Origin of the sequence: Lelliottia sp. WB101 (genome assembly GCF_003051885.1) — a bacterium.
GTDB classification, from domain to species: Bacteria; Pseudomonadota; Gammaproteobacteria; order Enterobacterales; family Enterobacteriaceae; genus Enterobacter; species Enterobacter nimipressuralis.
In genome coordinates this window covers 30029-47537 of record NZ_CP028520.1, presented here as the reverse complement: position 1 = coordinate 47537, position 17509 = coordinate 30029, and the positions used below count along the sequence as shown (strand labels likewise).

Here is a 17509-nt window from a genome sequence, read left to right as displayed (position 1 = left end):
AAGCTGAAAATTGAAACGACACGCTGCGTCTGTTCTCCGTAATAAGAACAGAGTGACGGTGTGTTCGAGTCTCTCAAATTTTCGCGACACGATGATGTTTTACGAAACATCTTCGGGTTGTGAGGTTAAGCGACTAAGCGTACACGGTGGATGCCCTGGCAGTCAGAGGCGATGAAGGGCGTGCTAATCTGCGATAAGCGTCGGCGAGGTGATATGAACCTTTGACCCGGCGATACCCGAATGGGGAAACCCAGTGTGTTCCGACACACTATCATGTCATGAATACATAGTGGCATGAGGCGAACCGGGGGAACTGAAACATCTAAGTACCCCGAGGAAAAGAAATCAACCGAGATTCCCCCAGTAGCGGCGAGCGAACGGGGAGGAGCCCAGAGTCTGAATCAGCGCGTGTGTTAGTGGAAGCGTCTGGAAAGTCGCACGATACAGGGTGAAAGTCCCGTACACAAAAATGCACACGTTGTGAACTCGAAGAGTAGGGCGGGACACGTGGTATCCTGTCTGAATATGGGGGGACCATCCTCCAAGGCTAAATACTCCTGACTGACCGATAGTGAACCAGTACCGTGAGGGAAAGGCGAAAAGAACCCCGGCGAGGGGAGTGAAAAAGAACCTGAAACCGTGTACGTACAAGCAGTGGGAGCCTCTTTATGGGGTGACTGCGTACCTTTTGTATAATGGGTCAGCGACTTATATTCTGTAGCAAGGTTAACCGTATAGGGGAGCCGAAGGGAAACCGAGTCTTAACTGGGCGTTAAGTTGCAGGGTATAGACCCGAAACCCGGTGATCTAGCCATGGGCAGGTTGAAGGTTGGGTAACACTAACTGGAGGACCGAACCGACTAATGTTGAAAAATTAGCGGATGACTTGTGGCTGGGGGTGAAAGGCCAATCAAACCGGGAGATAGCTGGTTCTCCCCGAAAGCTATTTAGGTAGCGCCTCGTGAACTCATCTTCGGGGGTAGAGCACTGTTTCGGCTAGGGGGCCATCCCGGCTTACCAACCCGATGCAAACTACGAATACCGAAGAATGTTATCACGGGAGACACACGGCGGGTGCTAACGTCCGTCGTGAAGAGGGAAACAACCCAGACCGCCAGCTAAGGTCCCAAAGTCATGGTTAAGTGGGAAACGATGTGGGAAGGCACAGACAGCCAGGATGTTGGCTTAGAAGCAGCCATCATTTAAAGAAAGCGTAATAGCTCACTGGTCGAGTCGGCCTGCGCGGAAGATGTAACGGGGCTAAACCATGCACCGAAGCTGCGGCAGCGACGCTTATGCGTTGTTGGGTAGGGGAGCGTTCTGTAAGCCGTTGAAGGTGTGCTGTGAGGCATGCTGGAGGTATCAGAAGTGCGAATGCTGACATAAGTAACGATAAAGCGGGTGAAAAGCCCGCTCGCCGGAAGACCAAGGGTTCCTGTCCAACGTTAATCGGGGCAGGGTGAGTCGACCCCTAAGGCGAGGCCGAAAGGCGTAGTCGATGGGAAACAGGTTAATATTCCTGTACTTGGTGTTACTGCGAAGGGGGGACGGAGAAGGCTATGTTAGCCGGGCGACGGTTGTCCCGGTTTAAGCATGTAGGCGGAGGTTCCAGGTAAATCCGGTACCTTTTTAACGCTGAGGTGTGATGACGAGGCACTACGGTGCTGAAGTAACAAATGCCCTGCTTCCAGGAAAAGCCTCTAAGCATCAGGTAACATCAAATCGTACCCCAAACCGACACAGGTGGTCAGGTAGAGAATACCAAGGCGCTTGAGAGAACTCGGGTGAAGGAACTAGGCAAAATGGTGCCGTAACTTCGGGAGAAGGCACGCTGGTGTGTAGGTGAAGTCCCTGCGGACGGAGCTGAAACCAGTCGAAGATACCAGCTGGCTGCAACTGTTTATTAAAAACACAGCACTGTGCAAACACGAAAGTGGACGTATACGGTGTGACGCCTGCCCGGTGCCGGAAGGTTAATTGATGGGGTTAGCGGCAACGCGAAGCTCTTGATCGAAGCCCCGGTAAACGGCGGCCGTAACTATAACGGTCCTAAGGTAGCGAAATTCCTTGTCGGGTAAGTTCCGACCTGCACGAATGGCGTAATGATGGCCAGGCTGTCTCCACCCGAGACTCAGTGAAATTGAACTCGCTGTGAAGATGCAGTGTACCCGCGGCAAGACGGAAAGACCCCGTGAACCTTTACTATAGCTTGACACTGAACACTGGTCCTTGATGTGTAGGATAGGTGGGAGGCTTTGAAGCGTGGACGCCAGTCTGCGTGGAGCCAACCTTGAAATACCACCCTTTAATGGCTGGTGTTCTAACGTAGACCCGTGATCCGGGTTGCGGACAGTGTCTGGTGGGTAGTTTGACTGGGGCGGTCTCCTCCTAAAGAGTAACGGAGGAGCACGAAGGTTAGCTAATCCTGGTCGGACATCAGGAGGTTAGTGCAATGGCATAAGCTAGCTTGACTGCGAGAGTGACGGCTCGAGCAGGTGCGAAAGCAGGTCATAGTGATCCGGTGGTTCTGAATGGAAGGGCCATCGCTCAACGGATAAAAGGTACTCCGGGGATAACAGGCTGATACCGCCCAAGAGTTCATATCGACGGCGGTGTTTGGCACCTCGATGTCGGCTCATCACATCCTGGGGCTGAAGTAGGTCCCAAGGGTACGGCTGTTCGCCGTTTAAAGTGGTACGCGAGCTGGGTTTAGAACGTCGTGAGACAGTTCGGTCCCTATCTGCCGTGGGCGCTGGAGAATTGAGGGGGCTGCTCCTAGTACGAGAGGACCGGAGTGGACGCATCACTGGTGTTCGGGTTGTCATGCCAATGGCATTGCCCGGTAGCTAAATGCGGAAAAGATAAGTGCTGAAAGCATCTAAGCACGAAACTTGCCCCGAGATGAGTTCTCCCTGACCCTTTAAGGGTCCTGAAGGAACGTTGAAGACTACGACGTTGATAGGCTGGGTGTGTAAGTGCAGCGATGTATTGAGCTAACCAGTACTAATGAACCGTGAGGCTTAACCTTACAACGCCGAAGATGTTTTGGCGAAGCAGAGACAGTCGATTTTCAGCTGATACAGATTAATTAATGCGCAGGAATGCGTGTTGATACAGAATTTGCCTGGCGGCTTTAGCGCGGTGGTCCCACCTGACCCCATGCCGAACTCAGAAGTGAAACGCCGTAGCGCCGATGGTAGTGTGGGGTCTCCCCATGTGAGAGTAGGGAACTGCCAGGCATCAAATTAAGTAGTAAACCGGTGCATGAATCCGGTGGTTACAGAAGTCTTCGGTGGAGCGGTAGTTCAGTCGGTTAGAATACCTGCCTGTCACGCAGGGGGTCGCGGGTTCGAGTCCCGTCCGTTCCGCCACTTATTAAAAGCCCTGAGTTAACGCTCAGGGCTTTTTCTTGTCTGAAATTTAATTATTGCTATAAACGCAAAAATCCTCTGCATATTTCACTCTTTTTCAACATACCTTTACCACGCGATAATCATCCTCAGTTAACGAACATAATGATTAAAGAGGATTTACATGACTATCCCTGCATTCGGTCTTGGCACCTTCCGCCTGAAAGACGACATCGTCATCGCATCTGTTAAAACCGCTCTCGAATTAGGTTATCGTACCGTCGATACGGCACAAATTTATGGCAACGAAGCAGCTGTAGGCCAGGCCATTGAAGAAAGCGGCTTACCACGTGAAGAATTATTCATCACGACGAAGATCTGGACGGAGAACCTCAGTAAAGACAAGCTGATCCCAAGCCTGAAAGAGAGCCTGGAAAAGCTGCGTACCGATTATGTCGATCTGACGCTGATCCACTGGCCTTCACCTGGTGATGCTGTTTCTGTTGAAGAAACTATGCTGGCACTTCTGGAAGCTAAAAAGTTAGGTTTGACTCGCAACATTGGGATCTCAAATTTCACTATTCCATTGATGGAAAAGGCGATTGCGGCCGTTGGCGTAGAGAATATTGCCACCAATCAGATTGAGCTTTCCCCGTACCTGCAAAACCGTAAAGTGGTGAACTGGGCCAAAGAGAAAGGCATTCACATTACGTCTTACATGACGCTGGCGTATGGTAAAGCGTTGAAAGATGAAGTCATTGCGCGTATTGCTGATAAGCACAATGCTACGGCGGCGCAGGTTATCCTGGCGTGGGCGATGGGGGAAGGTTATGCCGTGATCCCTTCCTCAACGAAACGTGAGAACCTGGCGAGCAACCTTCTGGCGCGGGATCTCAAGCTGGACGCTGAAGATCAAAAAGCGATCGCTGCGCTTGATTGCAACGACCGCCTGGTCAGCCCGGAAGGTCTGGCCCCAAACTGGGATTAATTTAACTCACCCTCTGTAGCCTCAAACCCTCTCACAGCTCCTTCGGGAGCTGTTTTATATGCTCACTCAGAAAGTCGATAAATGCCCGGATACGGGTACTGACTGCGCGGTCGCTGTAATAAACTGCACTAAAGGGCATCTCCACCGGCAGACGTTTGTCTTCCATCAACTCGACCAGCTCACCCCGGGCTAACTCTTTATTAATCATATAGTCAGACAGACAGGCAATCCCATTCCCGCTAAGACAGAGCTGTTTCAGTGTCTCCCCACTGTTAGAGGACAGCCCGCTGGTAATCTCATGAAGTTGACCGTCGCTGCAGGCAATCGGCCAGGTATTCAGCGATAACGGCTCTGTGAATCCCAGACAGAGATGGTTTTTTAACTCCTCTACCGTCTCAGGTTTACCATATTGCGCAATATAGTCGGGTGAGGCGATGATTTTGCGATAGCTGGTAAACAGCGGACGGGCGCGCAGGCTCGAGTCCGTCAGCGTTCCGGCGCGAATAGCCACATCCACTTTGCGCTCAATCAGGTTGATGAACGTCTCAGAGGATACAAGCGACAAGGTCATCTCTGGGTAACGTTCGCGAAAGGGTTTCACTAATGGCATCAGAAAATGCAGCACGACGGGAGTGGCCGCATCGATGCGCAAAAGCCCGCGCGGTGTACTCCGCGTTTCCATGATCTCTGTTTCTGCTGCGGCCATCTCCTGCAAAATCGACTGCACCCGGCGAAAATAGCGCTCACCTTCTTCGGTCAGGCTCAGTTGCCGCGTCGTCCGGTTCAGCAAACTCACCCCAAGCTTCATTTCCAGCTTTTTGACGGAACGGCTAATCGCCGAATTTGCTTGTCCCAGCTGCTCTGCAGCCCGGCTAAAACTCCCGCTTTCCACGACAGCCACGAAGATTGCCAGCTCTTCTGAGGTTGCTTTCATTATTGCACCACCCGCAAAATTCTATTGATATTTTGACCATTTTTGTTATTTAAACACTGGTGCATACTTCGTGTCATCTTAATCCTGATGATACGGAGTATTTTATGCCACTGGCGCTTCTTGCCCTGACGATCAGTGCCTTCGCAATTGGCACGACCGAATTTGTTATCGTAGGGCTGGTTCCTACGATTGCCGATCAACTTTCTATCTCTCTACCTTCTGCTGGTTTGCTGGTCTCCATTTACGCGCTGGGCGTTGCGATTGGCGCACCTGTTCTGACTGCGTTAACCGGACGTTTCCCACGTAAACAGCTGTTAATGGCGCTGATGGTGCTCTTTACCGCCGGGAACATCCTGGCCTGGCAGGCACCGGACTATACCACGCTGGTGATTGCCCGCCTGCTGACTGGCCTCGCGCATGGCGTGTTCTTCTCGATTGGCTCAACCATCGCGACCAGCCTGGTACCCAAAGAGAAAGCGGCATCTGCCATCGCCATTATGTTCGGCGGTTTGACGGTTGCACTGGTGACGGGCGTGCCACTGGGCACCTTTATCGGACAGCATTTTGGCTGGCGTGAAACTTTCCTGGCCGTCTCACTGCTGGGGGTCATTGCGCTGATTGCAAGCCTGATCCTTGTACCGTCAAATATCCCCGGTCGTGCGAGTGCCAGTCTTCGCGATCAGGTGAAAGTGCTGACGCACCCTCGATTGCTGATTATCTATGCCATCACGGCTCTGGGTTACGGCGGTGTCTTTACGGCGTTCACCTTCCTGGCGCCGATGATGCAGGATTTGGCCGGCTTCTCGCCGAGTGCAGTGAGCTGGATCTTGCTGGGATACGGGGTTTCTGTCGCAATCGGTAATATCTGGGGCGGCAAACTTGCCGATAAACACGGTGCAGTACCGGCGCTGAAATTCATCTTCGCGGCTCTGGTTGTGCTGCTGATGGTGTTCCAGTTTACCGCCTCCATACAGTACGCGGCGCTGGGCACGATTCTGGTGATGGGGATTTTCGCCTTCGGCAACGTACCCGGCCTGCAGGTCTACGTAGTGCAGAAGGCCGAACTGTATACACCTAACGCCGTAGATGTCGCCTCTGGCCTTAACATCGCCGCATTCAACGTAGGGATCGCGCTGGGTTCCATCATCGGCGGGCAAACGGTTGAGCACTTTGGTTTAGCGCAAACGCCGTGGATTGGTGCCGTGATCGTCCTCGCTGCTTTCCTGCTGATTGGCCTGAGTGGTCGCCTCGATAAAACGGCTCGTGTAGCACTGGGATAAGTATCAGTAAGCGCTTGCTTACAAAACCAGACAGAGGTTTATGAGTAATTGCGTTGAAAGTGTGACCTAAAATCCCTATAACAGTAGAACCAGTCCGTTTTCCGGGCTGGTTCAATGCTATAGAGGTCGTTTCGAAAAGTGCGAAAAAATACCTATGCCATGCGCTATATTGCCGGACAACCTGCGGAGAGAATTTTGCCTCCGGGGTCGTTTGCGAGTCTTGGCCAGGCATTGCCCGCTGGCGCCCCCTTGAGCAGCGATGACAAAATTCGCGTACTGGTGTGGAATATCTTCAAACAGCAGCGTGCAGAGTGGTTATCCGTGCTGAAGAATTTCGGTAAGGATGCGCATCTGGTGCTGTTGCAGGAGGCCCAAACCACACCTGAACTGGTTCGGTTTGCAACTACCAACTACCTCGCCGCAGACCAGGTTCCCGCTTTTGTCTTGCCCCAACACCCCTCGGGCGTAATGACGCTTTCCGCTGCGCACCCGGTTTACTGCTGTCCACTGCGTGAGCGCGAGCCTATTCTGCGTCTGGCAAAATCGGCATTAGTCACCGTCTATCCTCTGCCCGATACCCGCCTGCTGATGGTGGTAAACATTCACGCCGTGAATTTTAGCCTGGGTGTCGATGTGTATAGTAAGCAGTTACTTCCCATTGGCGATCAGATCGCGCATCACAGTGGGCCGATTATTATGGCGGGGGATTTCAATGCCTGGAGTCGTCCGCGCATGAATGCGTTGTATCGCTTTGCGCGCGAAATGTCCTTACGCGAAGTGCGTTTCACCGACGATCAGCGGCGCAAAGCGTTTGGTCGTCCGCTTGATTTTGTCTTCTATCGTGGTCTGAATGTGCACGAAGCCTCTGTACTGGTGACGCGCGCCTCCGATCACAATCCACTACTTGTTGAATTCAGTCCCGGCAAACCTGAGAAGTAATGGTGCGTCAGGTCTGCCGTCGGGCAGGCCTGTGCAGGTACTGCCCTTTATTTTTCTCACAACCAAAGGACAGTACGATGACAACACAATCCCATCATGACAATGTAGAAAAACAGTTCGGTTCCCAGGCAAGTGCCTATCTGACCAGTGCGGTACACGCCTCTGGCCGCGACCTGGTGCGTCTCGGCGAGCGCCTGTCTGCATTTGCGCAGGCGCAGGTTCTTGATTTAGGCTGTGGAGCAGGGCATGCCAGCTTTGTCGCTGCACAGCATGTCGCGCACGTTACCGCTTACGATCTGTCTGGCCGGATGCTCGAGGTTGTCGCCCACGCTGCGAAAGACAAAGGGCTGAATAATATTTCGACCCGCCAGGGCTACGCTGAATCACTCCCTTTTGACGACGAAACCTATGACGTGGTGATCAGCCGCTACTCCGCCCATCACTGGCACGATGTCGGCCAGGCACTGCGCGAAATCAAACGCGTGCTGAAGCCGGGCGGGATTTTTATCATTATGGATATCATGTCACCCGGAAACCCGGTTCGTGATATCTGGCTGCAGACCGTTGAAGCCCTGCGTGATACCTCGCACGTGCGCAACTATTCGAGCGGTGAATGGTTCGCGATGATCACCGAAGCCGGTTTAGTTTCGCGCTCTCTGGTGACGGACCGCCTGCCTCTGGAGTTCTCCTCATGGATTGCGCGTATGCGCACACCCGACACGTTAAGCCAGGCGATTCGTTTGTACCAGGAGAGTGCCTCGGCGGAAGTGAAAGCGTACTTTGAATTGCAGGAAGAGGGATCGTTTACCAGCGATACGATCCTGGCGGAAGCGCAAAAAGCCGGATAAGAAAAAACAAAAAAGGCACCGGGGGAATCGGTGCCTTTTTCTATGGGTCTGGCTGTCAGGAGTCTGGCGTCGTGCTGTTTTTAACAAACAGTGTCAGCTGATCGCCTGGCTGCAGATTGGCCGTATCGTCATTCCAGCGCATCACATCTTTGATGTTTACGCCGTGCGTTTTCGCAATACTGGACAGTGAATCGCCTTTGCGTACACGATAAGTAATGCTATCGCTGTTGCGGGCGAGACGCTGTGCGCTGCTGCCAGCGCCAACCGTCAGGTTCTGGCCAACTTTCAGGTTTGAACCGCGCAGATTGTTCCACTGCTGCAGGTCCTTCGTGCTCACGCCAAGACGTGATGCAATGCCTGAAATGGTATCGCCGGAACGAACCTTATAGCTACGGCTGCTGACGGATGAAACATCTGCAATCAGCGTTGACTGAACGGCAGCAATTTCACCTGATGCGAGAGACTCACGTAACTGTGCGGCATGCTTCTGCGGCACCAGTACGTACTGAGGCCCATTGGCACCCAGCGTTGAGCCTTTCACGCCTGCGTTAAAGGTCTTCAGCTTTGTCACCGACATTCCCGTCATATCTGCAACCTGTTTCATATCAACCGGGCTGCTGAGGCTCACTCTGGCCAGCGCGCGACTTTCGTCAGACGTTGGCAGATTTACACCATAACGTTTACTGTTTTTGAGAATATCGCTCAAAGCCAGCATCTTCGGTACGTAAAGCTTGGTTTCCTGTGGCAATGAGAGAGACCAAAAATCGGTGGGTTTACCACGCGCCTTGTTCGCTTTCATTGCCTTCATTACCCGACCTTCACCGCTGTTATACGCTGCGACCGTTAACAACCAGTCACCGTCAAACATCTTATTCAGACGTTGCATCATGTCGAGAGCGGCAGTCGTAGAAGCGACCACATCCCGACGCGCATCGTAGCCGCGAGTCTGTTTCAAACCATAATTGCGCCCTGTGCTCGGAATGATCTGCCAAATGCCTGCGGCATTGGCACCAGACGTTGCGTGCGGGTCAAAAGCGCTCTCCACTATGGGTAGTAGTACCAGTTCCATAGGCATGTTACGTTTCTTAACTTGCCCTGCTATCCAGTACATATACGGCTCTGCCCGTAAAGTTACATCGTGGAGATAGCTCTTATTACTTAAATACTTCTGTTTCTGATCGCGAATCCGGTTGTTTTCCGGAATCCCCATCTTCAGCTCGTCGCTAATAGAGGCCCACAAGTCCTGTTCCTGCGCGAATGATGTCCCATCGTCCATCCAACGCGCCTGACTTGTAAACTTCCCTGCTTCCCCTTGACCAGCTGCAGAAAGGCTCTGTGCGTGCTGCTGTATGTTGCCAGTGTTCTGGCACCCAGCAAGCAGGACAGAGGCGAGTAATATCGCTTTTGCCTTCATGTGTGTGTCAATAGTTGCTTAAAAGACGAGCGATAATAACGGCGAAACTTTCAAAAGGCAACCCGCAATTGTCAGAAGTCATCTTTCTTTGACCGTAACCATGCAAAACGCTCTTCAGGTTGTTGCAAATTTGTTTCTTGGTTAATTTTGTTAATTAAATCAATATCATTGGTTCTCAAAAATAAATTTATTATGCGCTCATTTTTCAGAATTACGGGCAGTGTATTTTGTTTTTTTACCCGTAACTCATTCACTTTGTGGTAATAATCCTGAATCGCAGGATCGTCAGGCAAGATGCTCAATGCAAACTTCATATTTGCTAATGTATATTCGTGGGCGCAGCAAACGAGGGTATCATCCGGGAGAGCATTTATCCTCTGGAAGGATTGGTACATCTGGGTTGGTGTCCCTTCGAACAATCTTCCGCACCCGCCGGAGAACATCGTGTCACCGCAGAAAAGATAAGGGAAACTGAAGAAGGAAATGTGTCCGGAAGTGTGACCGGGTGTAGCAAATACAGAAAAATCGTATCCCAGTATGAGGATTTTTTCGCCATCTTCGACTACCCGAGTCGTGCCCTTATCTTGTGTCTCCTGCGGACCATAAACCACTAAATGGGGAAATTTCGCCCGCAAAGCAGGGACACCGCCGACATGATCGTGATGATGGTGAGTCAGCAAAATGGCCTCTGGCTGCCAGCCGTTTTCCTCGATAGCCTGCAATACCGGTGCCGCATCGCCTGGGTCGACAATAATGCAACGCTTATCATCGCCGACTAAAACCCAGATGTAGTTGTCCTGAAACGCGGGAATGCTGATAAGATTCATAAATTACCTCTCATTACGTAACGGGTGTGTTGATGAAGCCGGCAAGGATACCTCAGATTGTCTCAGCACCAGAGAACTGGTCCCAGTTGCGGTGGGGTGAATACTATCGCGAGGCGCTTGAGCGTCAGCTCAATCCCTGGTTTGCAAAAATGTATGGTTTTCATCTGCTTAAGATTGGCAATTTGAGCGCGGAAATCAACTCCGAAAGCTGCGCCATCTCCCATCAGGTGAATGTATCCCTTAACGGTCACCCCCTTCAGGTTAAAGCCGATCCGCTTCATTTGCCATTCGCCGAGAAATCCGTCGACGCCTGTCTGATGGCCCACACGCTCCCCTGGTGCAGCGACCCGCACCGTTTACTGCGTGAAGCCGACCGCGTGCTAATCGATGACGGCTGGCTGGTCCTCAGCGGTTTCAATCCGATGAGCCTGATGGGATTGCGCAAGCTGGTGCCCGTTTTGCGCCGCACGCCGCCCTATAACAGCCGCATGTTTACGTTTACACGTCAGCTCGACTGGCTGTCATTACTGAATTTTGAAGTGATGTACTACAGCGGCTTCCAGGTTTTACCCTGGGCGGGGAAGGGCAGTAAAATGCTGACAACCCATCTGCCAGCACTTGGCTGCATGCAGCTTATCGTGGCGCGTAAGCGAACGGTTCCACTTACGCTGAACCCGATGAAGCAGAGCAAATCAAAAGCACAAATCCGTCAGACGGTCGGGGCGACGCGACAGTACCGAAAACCCTGATCAGGATTCCGGCTGATAGCCCACGTCATCGTGGATCGGATTCATCGCCGCTTCGCGCGCCAGAACGTCGCAACGTTCGTTTTCCGGATGCCCCGCATGCCCTTTGACCCATTCCCACTTAATGGTGTGATGGCTCAGTGCCGCGTCCAGACGCTTCCAAAGATCGACATTCTTGACCGGTTTCTTATCGGCCGTTTTCCAGCCACGCTTTTTCCAGTTATGGATCCACTGGGTAATCCCCTGGCGCACATACTGGCTGTCGGTACTGATAACCACATCGCAATCTTCTTTTAATGCTTCCAGCGCGACGATCGCGGCCATCAACTCCATGCGGTTATTGGTGGTCAGACGAAAACCTTCATTAAAGGTCTTCTCATGCTCACGGTAACGCAAAATGGCGCCGTAGCCGCCCGGTCCTGGATTGCCGAGGCAAGATCCATCGGTGAAAATTTCTACCTGCTTAATCATCTCTGGTAGACTTCCTGTATTTGAAACGATCAGTAAAACGACGAGTCTGACATAAATGACCGATATGAGCACTGCAATTACACGACAGATCGTCCTCGATACCGAAACCACCGGTATGAACCAGATTGGCGCACATTACGAAGGCCATAAGATCATTGAGATCGGTGCCGTCGAAGTGGTGAACCGTCGTCTCACCGGCAATAACTTCCACGTGTACCTGAAGCCCGACCGTCTGGTGGACCCGGAAGCATTCGGCGTTCACGGAATTGCCGATGAGTTCCTGCTGGATAAACCGACCTTCGCCGACGTTGCCGATGAGTTTATGGACTACATCCGCGGGGCTGAACTCGTCATCCATAACGCTTCGTTCGATATCGGCTTTATGGACTATGAGTTCAGTAAGCTCAACCGCAATATCCCGAAAACCAATACCTTCTGTAAAGTCACCGACAGCCTGGCGCTGGCAAGGAAGATGTTTCCGGGCAAGCGTAACAGCCTCGATGCCCTCTGCTCGCGCTACGAAATAGATAACACCAAGCGTACGCTTCACGGCGCACTGCTCGATGCCCAGATTCTGGCGGATGTCTATCTGACCATGACGGGTGGCCAGACTTCGATGGCGTTTAGCACCGAAAACGACTCCCGTCAGGCGGGTGACACCGGAATTCAGCGCGTGGTGCGTCAGGCGAGCCGTCTGCGGGTGATTTTAGCCAGTGACGAGGAGATCGCCGCCCATGAATCGCGTCTCGATATCGTGCAAAAGAAGGGCGGCAGCTGCCTCTGGCGCGCATAACAGATGCCGTTATGCTGTAAAAAGCACCGTGTGGGCGAATTTTGCAGCAACTGATTCAAAAGTTGAGAAAAAGCGTTGACGGGATCGGAACCAAACCGTAATATTCGCCTCGTTCCCAAGGGAACAATGCGGAGCGGTAGTTCAGTCGGTTAGAATACCTGCCTGTCACGCAGGGGGTCGCGGGTTCGAGTCCCGTCCGTTCCGCCACATTAGAAAGCCTGAATCAGAAATGATTCAGGCTTTCGTCATTTCAGGGCCTTATCTCTCTTATCTCCTCTCTGATGTTAGTTAACAAAAAGTTAATATTAGCAGTGCAATTTATTAACAATTGTTCGATATTGGTGCGATGGTTGCACTTTTAGTGTGCAATTCCGTCTCATCCCTTCGCTCCAAACGTTTCCTCTTGTAACAATCCTGTAAAAATAAGTCTCAAATAATCATTAGCTTACTTACGATTTTCCAGAAAGTTCCTGAACCAATGATTTATTGGTTCATTAATTGCTTAACTCTATGTGCAATAAGACGTTATCTATATCAATAACTTATTGTTAATAAAAATAAAGCAATGATGAGAGCAGGCGAACCAATATGGAAAAATCGTCACGGTTTCTGGCAAATTCCAGCACCGCACTTGAGCAGTTGCGCGGTCTGATCAACCAGCACGAGTCAACACCAGGCATTCCGCTGCCCACCGAACGTGAGCTGTCGGAAACACTCGGCGTAGGGCGACGCGAAGTTCGTCGTGCGCTGGACGTGCTGGAAGAAGAGGGACGCATCTGGCGCAAGCAGGGCAAAGGCACTTTCATTGGCCCTGCCGCACCGGTTGAACCTCTTGCGCTTCAGGGGCTGGTGCAGCAAACCAATCTGCTGGAAGTGATGGAAGCCCGCCTGCAGCTCGAACCCGGCTTAGCCCGTCTTGCGGCACTGCGTGCCACCAGGGAAAACCTCGCGCTGATGCAGCGCATGCTGGAACGCATCGACAAGGTCAGCCCGGATGACCGCGATCTTAACGAACTGTGGGACAGCGCCTTTCACCGCGCCATTGCTGAGGCTGCGGGTAATCGCCTGATGCTGGGGTTGTTCGATGCTATTGATGCAGTCCGGCGCGAACCTAGCTGGCAGCACCTGCGTGAGCTGGCGCGTACGCCGGAGCGCGTCGACAGCTACAACGATCACCACCACAAAATCATGACGGCGATTATCCACCGCCAGCCCAATGAAGCAGCCGCCGCGATGCGCGAACACCTGCTGACCCTGCAAACTGCCCTGATTCAGGCCATCAACCTTGAGGATGATTCCCTGTTATGACGACGATCCCTTTTAAGGAGGCAGCGCCGGTCCTTCGCCTGCACAATCTCAATGTGAAATTCGCTGGATCGCCGGTCAGCGTGCTCGACGGCATCTCCCTGACCGTGAAATCCGGTGAAACGCTGGCGCTGGTGGGGGAGTCCGGCTGCGGAAAAAGTATCACGTCGCTGGCGCTGATGGGGCTGCTGCCTGCCAGTGCGCAAATTGTCAGCGGTGAAATGCAGTTCCGTCGCCACGATCTGCGCAAGCTCTCCCCGCGTGAATACGCCGATCTGCGCGGCAGTGAACTGGCGATGATCTTTCAGGAGCCGATGACCTCCCTCAACCCGGCTTTTACTCTCGGCGATCAGCTTAGCGAAGCGGTGATCCGCCACCAGAAAATGTCGAAATCCGATGCCATGAACGTGGCGCTGCAAATTCTGGAAAAGGTGCAGATCCCGGCGCCGGAGATGCGTCTTAAATCTTATCCCCATCAGCTTTCCGGCGGGATGCGCCAGCGTGTGATGATTGCGATGGCGCTCATTAACCATCCGCGCCTGCTGATTGCCGACGAACCGACCACCGCGCTGGACGTGACAATCCAGGCACAAATCCTGACGTTGCTGAATACCTTAAAAGCCGAAACCGGCACCGCCGTGCTGATGATCACCCACGATCTGGGGGTGGTGGCGGAAGTCGCGCAGCAGGTGGCGGTGATGTATGCCGGACAGGTCGTGGAGCAGGGCAGCGTCGAGAGTATTTTTGCCGATCCGCAGCACCCCTACACCATCGGTCTGATGGGGTCGATTCCGTCCCTCGGTGCGCGTAAAGGCCAGCTTTCGACCATTCCGGGCAGCGTGCCGTTGCCCGAATCGATGCCGAAGGGCTGCCGTTTCGCCACCCGTTGTCCGTTCGCCCAGACGCGCTGCCACGATGAAAAACCGCAGCTTCACACCCTTGGAGCGGGCCATCAAGTGGCCTGTTTCCGTGTGCCCCTTGAGCAACACATTGCGCTGGGAGAAATCGCATGACCACCCCGATCCTTGAAGCTCTCGATCTGAGCAAACTCTTCCCCGGCCCGAAAAAACTCTTTGCGCCGGCCCGTTTTGTCACCGCCGTCGACCGGGTTTCACTCGCCGTGATGCCGGGCGAAACGCTGGCCATTGTCGGTGAGTCCGGTTCCGGGAAATCCACCCTCGGTCGACTGCTGCTTCGCCTGCTGGCGGCCAGCGAAGGGCGCGTGTTCTATCAGGGCGAAGAGATTACCCACGCGTCAGGTTCGCGCCTGAACCAGCTCCGCCGTGAACTGCAAATCATCTTTCAGGACCCGTTCGCCTCGCTCAATCCGCGCATGACGGTAGAGCAGATCGTCGGTGAACCCCTGTGGCTGCACCAGAATATGAAAAAAGCCGACCGCCAGTATCGCGTCGCGGAGCTGCTGAAAACCGTCGGGCTGCCTGCCGCCTGGGCCGGACGCTATCCGCACGAGTTTTCCGGCGGACAGCGTCAGCGTATCGGCATTGCGCGTGCGCTAGCCTCCGGGCCCAAACTGCTGCTGGGCGATGAGCCGGTTTCCGCGCTGGATGTCTCCGTGCAGGCGCAGGTAGTGAACCTGCTCGAAAGCCTGAAACATCAGCTGGGGCTGACAATGGTGATTGTCGCTCACGGACTGGCGGTCATTCGCCACATGAGCGATCGCGTGGCGGTGATGTATCTCGGCCAGATTGTTGAGCTGGCTACCGTCGATGAAATCTTTGACGCGCCGCTGCACCCGTACACGCAGGCGCTGATTGCCTCTGCGCCCCAGATGCAGCCGGGCATGGAGCGCGACGCGCCGCTGTTGCAGGGCGACTTACCGAATCCGGCGAATCCCCCTTCCGGATGTCGGTTCCACACCCGCTGCCCGTATGTCACGGATGAATGCCGCCAGGTCGAACCGATCGCACAGGTTCTGGAGGGCGGGCGTCAGGTCGCCTGCCATCACTGGCAGGAAATTAACCGCGATCGCAGTGTTATCCAGATAGCACCGCCATCCGCTGCCTTTTTGCGCCGCCGCGCGCTGTTTGAACATGCGGCATCACTCTCGTCTCTTCCAGCAAGGAACTCATGATAATGACAATGCGTAATTCTCTTTTGACCGTACTGGGAAGTGTTATGTTGTTGGGCGCAGCACTCCCTGCGCACTCGGAAAGCGTTCTGCGAATTGGTCTGGGCGCAGACCCGGATATGCTCGATCCTCATCTGGCGCGCACCTACTATGGCCGCTTCGTCTTCGCCTCTCTGTGCGACAGGCTGGTGGACGTGGATGAAAATCTGAAGGTCGTGCCGGGCCTGGCAAAAGACTGGTCCTGGAGCGACGACAACAAAACCCTGACCATGAATCTGCGTGAGGGGGTGACCTTCCACGACGGCGAAAAATTTGACGCTGAAGCGGCGAAATATAACCTCGAACGCGCCCTGACCTTAAAAGGCTCGCTGCGTAAAAGTGAAATCTCTTCTGTCGAATCGGTGGAAGTGAAAAGCCCGACCCAAATTGCTATTCATCTGAAAACGCCGGATGCCGCACTGCTGATGCAGTTGACCGACCGCGCAGGCGCGATGATGGCGCCGGAAGCGGCCAAAAAGCCGGATTTTGCCGCCCATCCTGTCTGCTCTGGCCCGTACAAATTTGACAGCCGCGTCTCTCAGGACCGCATCGTTCTGAGCCGTTTCGACAACTACTGGAACAAAGACGCCTATCACTTCGACAAAATCATCTATCTTCCGATCCCGGATGCCTCGGTGCGTCTGGCAAACCTGCGCGCGGGTGACCTCGATCTGACAGAAGGTATCGCCGCCAGCGACGTGAAAACCGTCGAAGCCGACAGCAAACTGGCGTTGGCGAAAGTGACCGGTCTCGGTTATCAGGGGATCACTTTCAACATCAATAACGGCAAAGTTCCGGCCAACGATCCGTTCAAGGATGCGCGTGTGCGCGAAGCGTTCTCACTGGCCATCGACCGCGATGCGCTGAATCAGGTGGTGTTTGAAGGGTTGTATACCCCGGCAAACCAGGCGTTTTCGCCGGTCAGCCCTTACCACGTCAAGGTGCCGGTTCCGGCCCGCGATGTGGAAAAAGCGAAAGCCCTGCTAAAAGCGGCGGGCATCAACGGGCCGCTGAACGTCAATCTGCTGGTGCCGAACAACCCAACGTCACAGCAGGTGGGCCAGGTTCTGCAGGCGATGACGGCGGAAGCGGGCTTTAACCTGAATCTGCAAATGACGGAATTCGCCACGTTGCTCGATCGTCAGCAGAGCGGTGACTATCAGCTGAGCTTCTCTGGCTGGTCCGGTCGTCCGGATCCAGACGGCAGCATCTTTGGTTTCATCAACAGCAAAGGCAACCTCAACGATGGCCGATACAGCAACGCGCAGGTCGACGAGTGGCTGACCCAGGCGCGCCTGAGCACCGATCCCGCCGCCCGCCAGCCGCTGTACGACAAGGTCGTAAAACAGCTGCAAACGGACATGCCGATTGCTTATCTCTACTTTGAGCCGCGCATTTTTGGCCTGAACAAGAGCGTGCAGGGCTTCAAACCGTACCCGGACGGCATCGTGCGTCTGGCGGGCTTGTCGCTTGCTAAGTAACTGAG

Annotated in this window: 13 protein-coding genes, 2 tRNA genes, 2 rRNA genes and 1 pseudogene; 14 read left to right on the top strand and 4 right to left on the bottom strand. The window is 53.7% G+C overall.

All coding sequences use genetic code 11. The features are described 5' to 3' along the window. Positions 1 to 123: 123 nt before the first annotated feature. From DAI21_RS00220 to dkgB, 4 genes are all read left to right on the top strand, one after another. Positions 124 to 3028 (top strand): 23S ribosomal RNA (locus DAI21_RS00220). A gap of 95 nt (positions 3029 to 3123) precedes the next feature. After that, a 5S ribosomal RNA gene (gene rrf, locus DAI21_RS00215) occupies positions 3124 to 3239 on the top strand. A gap of 55 nt (positions 3240 to 3294) precedes the next feature. Continuing rightward, positions 3295 to 3371, top strand: a tRNA-Asp gene (locus DAI21_RS00210). A 163-nt stretch (positions 3372 to 3534) separates the two neighbouring features. Beyond that, positions 3535 to 4338, top strand: coding sequence for a 2,5-didehydrogluconate reductase DkgB (gene dkgB / locus DAI21_RS00205; protein ID WP_107702210.1), 804 nt, complete (start codon positions 3535 to 3537; stop codon positions 4336 to 4338). On the opposite strand, the pseudogene yafC reads toward dkgB, so the two are convergent. After that, positions 4335 to 5272: pseudogene (yafC, locus tag DAI21_RS00200) on the bottom strand (DNA-binding transcriptional regulator YafC). The gene dkgB and the pseudogene yafC overlap by 4 nt on opposite strands. 104 nt (positions 5273 to 5376) lie before the next feature. On the opposite strand from yafC, the gene DAI21_RS00195 reads away from it, so the two are divergent. From DAI21_RS00195 to DAI21_RS00185, 3 genes are all read left to right on the top strand, one after another. After that, positions 5377 to 6552 (top strand): MFS transporter, encoded by a 1176-nt coding sequence (locus DAI21_RS00195; RefSeq protein ID WP_107702208.1) that lies wholly within the window; start codon positions 5377 to 5379, stop codon positions 6550 to 6552. A gap of 138 nt (positions 6553 to 6690) precedes the next feature. Then, positions 6691 to 7491: an endonuclease/exonuclease/phosphatase family protein gene (locus DAI21_RS00190; protein WP_100777529.1), complete on the top strand. Its 801-nt coding sequence runs from the start codon at positions 6691 to 6693 to the stop codon at positions 7489 to 7491. Between the two features lie 77 nt (positions 7492 to 7568). Beyond that, positions 7569 to 8339 (top strand): class I SAM-dependent methyltransferase, encoded by a 771-nt coding sequence (locus DAI21_RS00185; protein ID WP_107702207.1) that lies wholly within the window; start codon positions 7569 to 7571, stop codon positions 8337 to 8339. Positions 8340 to 8394: 55 nt separating this feature from the next. Here the strand turns inward: DAI21_RS00185 and mltD are convergent, their stop codons facing one another. Both mltD and gloB read right to left on the bottom strand, forming a co-directional pair. Continuing rightward, positions 8395 to 9753 carry a murein transglycosylase D gene (gene mltD, locus DAI21_RS00180; RefSeq protein ID WP_102104398.1) on the bottom strand — a complete coding sequence of 453 codons (1359 nt, stop codon included), beginning with the start codon at positions 9751 to 9753 and terminating at the stop codon, positions 8395 to 8397. Between the two features lie 71 nt (positions 9754 to 9824). Next, a complete protein-coding gene (gene gloB / locus DAI21_RS00175; RefSeq protein WP_107702206.1) occupies positions 9825 to 10580 on the bottom strand; it encodes a hydroxyacylglutathione hydrolase in 756 nt (251 codons plus the stop codon). Between the two features lie 32 nt (positions 10581 to 10612). Here gloB and DAI21_RS00170 point away from each other — a divergent pair, with 32 nt between their 5' ends. Next, entirely contained in the window at positions 10613 to 11329 is a 717-nt protein-coding gene (locus DAI21_RS00170) for a class I SAM-dependent methyltransferase (RefSeq protein WP_107702205.1), read from the top strand. Here DAI21_RS00170 and rnhA read toward each other — a convergent pair whose 3' ends face one another. After that, positions 11330 to 11908 carry a ribonuclease HI gene (gene rnhA / locus DAI21_RS00165; protein WP_164971799.1) on the bottom strand — a complete coding sequence of 193 codons (579 nt, stop codon included), beginning with the start codon at positions 11906 to 11908 and terminating at the stop codon, positions 11330 to 11332. It lies immediately after the preceding gene. On the opposite strand from rnhA, the gene dnaQ reads away from it, so the two are divergent. The 6 genes from dnaQ (at position 11862) to DAI21_RS00130 (ending at position 17504) form a co-directional block, all read left to right on the top strand. Further along, positions 11862 to 12590 (top strand): DNA polymerase III subunit epsilon, encoded by a 729-nt coding sequence (dnaQ, locus tag DAI21_RS00160; RefSeq protein ID WP_164971798.1) that lies wholly within the window; start codon positions 11862 to 11864, stop codon positions 12588 to 12590. The genes rnhA and dnaQ overlap by 47 nt on opposite strands. A gap of 130 nt (positions 12591 to 12720) precedes the next feature. Next, positions 12721 to 12797: transfer RNA gene (locus tag DAI21_RS00150), tRNA-Asp, on the top strand. A 381-nt stretch (positions 12798 to 13178) separates the two neighbouring features. Beyond that, complete coding sequence (locus DAI21_RS00145; protein WP_100777521.1) at positions 13179 to 13898, top strand: FadR/GntR family transcriptional regulator; 720 nt, start codon at positions 13179 to 13181, stop codon at positions 13896 to 13898. Beyond that, a complete protein-coding gene (locus DAI21_RS00140; protein ID WP_100777520.1) occupies positions 13895 to 14908 on the top strand; it encodes an ABC transporter ATP-binding protein in 1014 nt (337 codons plus the stop codon). Before DAI21_RS00145 ends, DAI21_RS00140 begins: the two co-directional genes overlap by 4 nt. Further along, positions 14905 to 15987: an ABC transporter ATP-binding protein gene (locus DAI21_RS00135; protein ID WP_107702204.1), complete on the top strand. Its 1083-nt coding sequence runs from the start codon at positions 14905 to 14907 to the stop codon at positions 15985 to 15987. Before DAI21_RS00140 ends, DAI21_RS00135 begins: the two co-directional genes overlap by 4 nt. A 2-nt stretch (positions 15988 to 15989) precedes the next feature. Beyond that, complete coding sequence (locus DAI21_RS00130; protein ID WP_181827370.1) at positions 15990 to 17504, top strand: ABC transporter substrate-binding protein; 1515 nt, start codon at positions 15990 to 15992, stop codon at positions 17502 to 17504. Positions 17505 to 17509 lie beyond the last annotated feature (5 nt).

Excerpts from the sequence above, each read along its gene's own strand:
- dkgB (WP_107702210.1), top strand. The coding sequence starts at position 3,535 with ATGACTATCCCTGCATTCGGTCTTGGCACCTTCCGCCTGAAAGACGAC.
- DAI21_RS00195 (WP_107702208.1), top strand. The coding sequence starts at position 5,377 with ATGCCACTGGCGCTTCTTGCCCTGACGATCAGTGCCTTCGCAATTGGC.
- DAI21_RS00185 (WP_107702207.1), top strand. The coding sequence starts at position 7,569 with ATGACAACACAATCCCATCATGACAATGTAGAAAAACAGTTCGGTTCC.
- mltD (WP_102104398.1), bottom strand. The coding sequence starts at position 9,753 with ATGAAGGCAAAAGCGATATTACTCGCCTCTGTCCTGCTTGCTGGGTGC.
- gloB (WP_107702206.1), bottom strand. The coding sequence starts at position 10,580 with ATGAATCTTATCAGCATTCCCGCGTTTCAGGACAACTACATCTGGGTT.
- DAI21_RS00170 (WP_107702205.1), top strand. The coding sequence starts at position 10,613 with ATGAAGCCGGCAAGGATACCTCAGATTGTCTCAGCACCAGAGAACTGG.
- dnaQ (WP_164971798.1), top strand. The coding sequence starts at position 11,862 with ATGAGCACTGCAATTACACGACAGATCGTCCTCGATACCGAAACCACC.
- DAI21_RS00145 (WP_100777521.1), top strand. The coding sequence starts at position 13,179 with ATGGAAAAATCGTCACGGTTTCTGGCAAATTCCAGCACCGCACTTGAG.
- DAI21_RS00140 (WP_100777520.1), top strand. The coding sequence starts at position 13,895 with ATGACGACGATCCCTTTTAAGGAGGCAGCGCCGGTCCTTCGCCTGCAC.
- DAI21_RS00135 (WP_107702204.1), top strand. The coding sequence starts at position 14,905 with ATGACCACCCCGATCCTTGAAGCTCTCGATCTGAGCAAACTCTTCCCC.
- DAI21_RS00130 (WP_181827370.1), top strand. The coding sequence starts at position 15,990 with ATGACAATGCGTAATTCTCTTTTGACCGTACTGGGAAGTGTTATGTTG.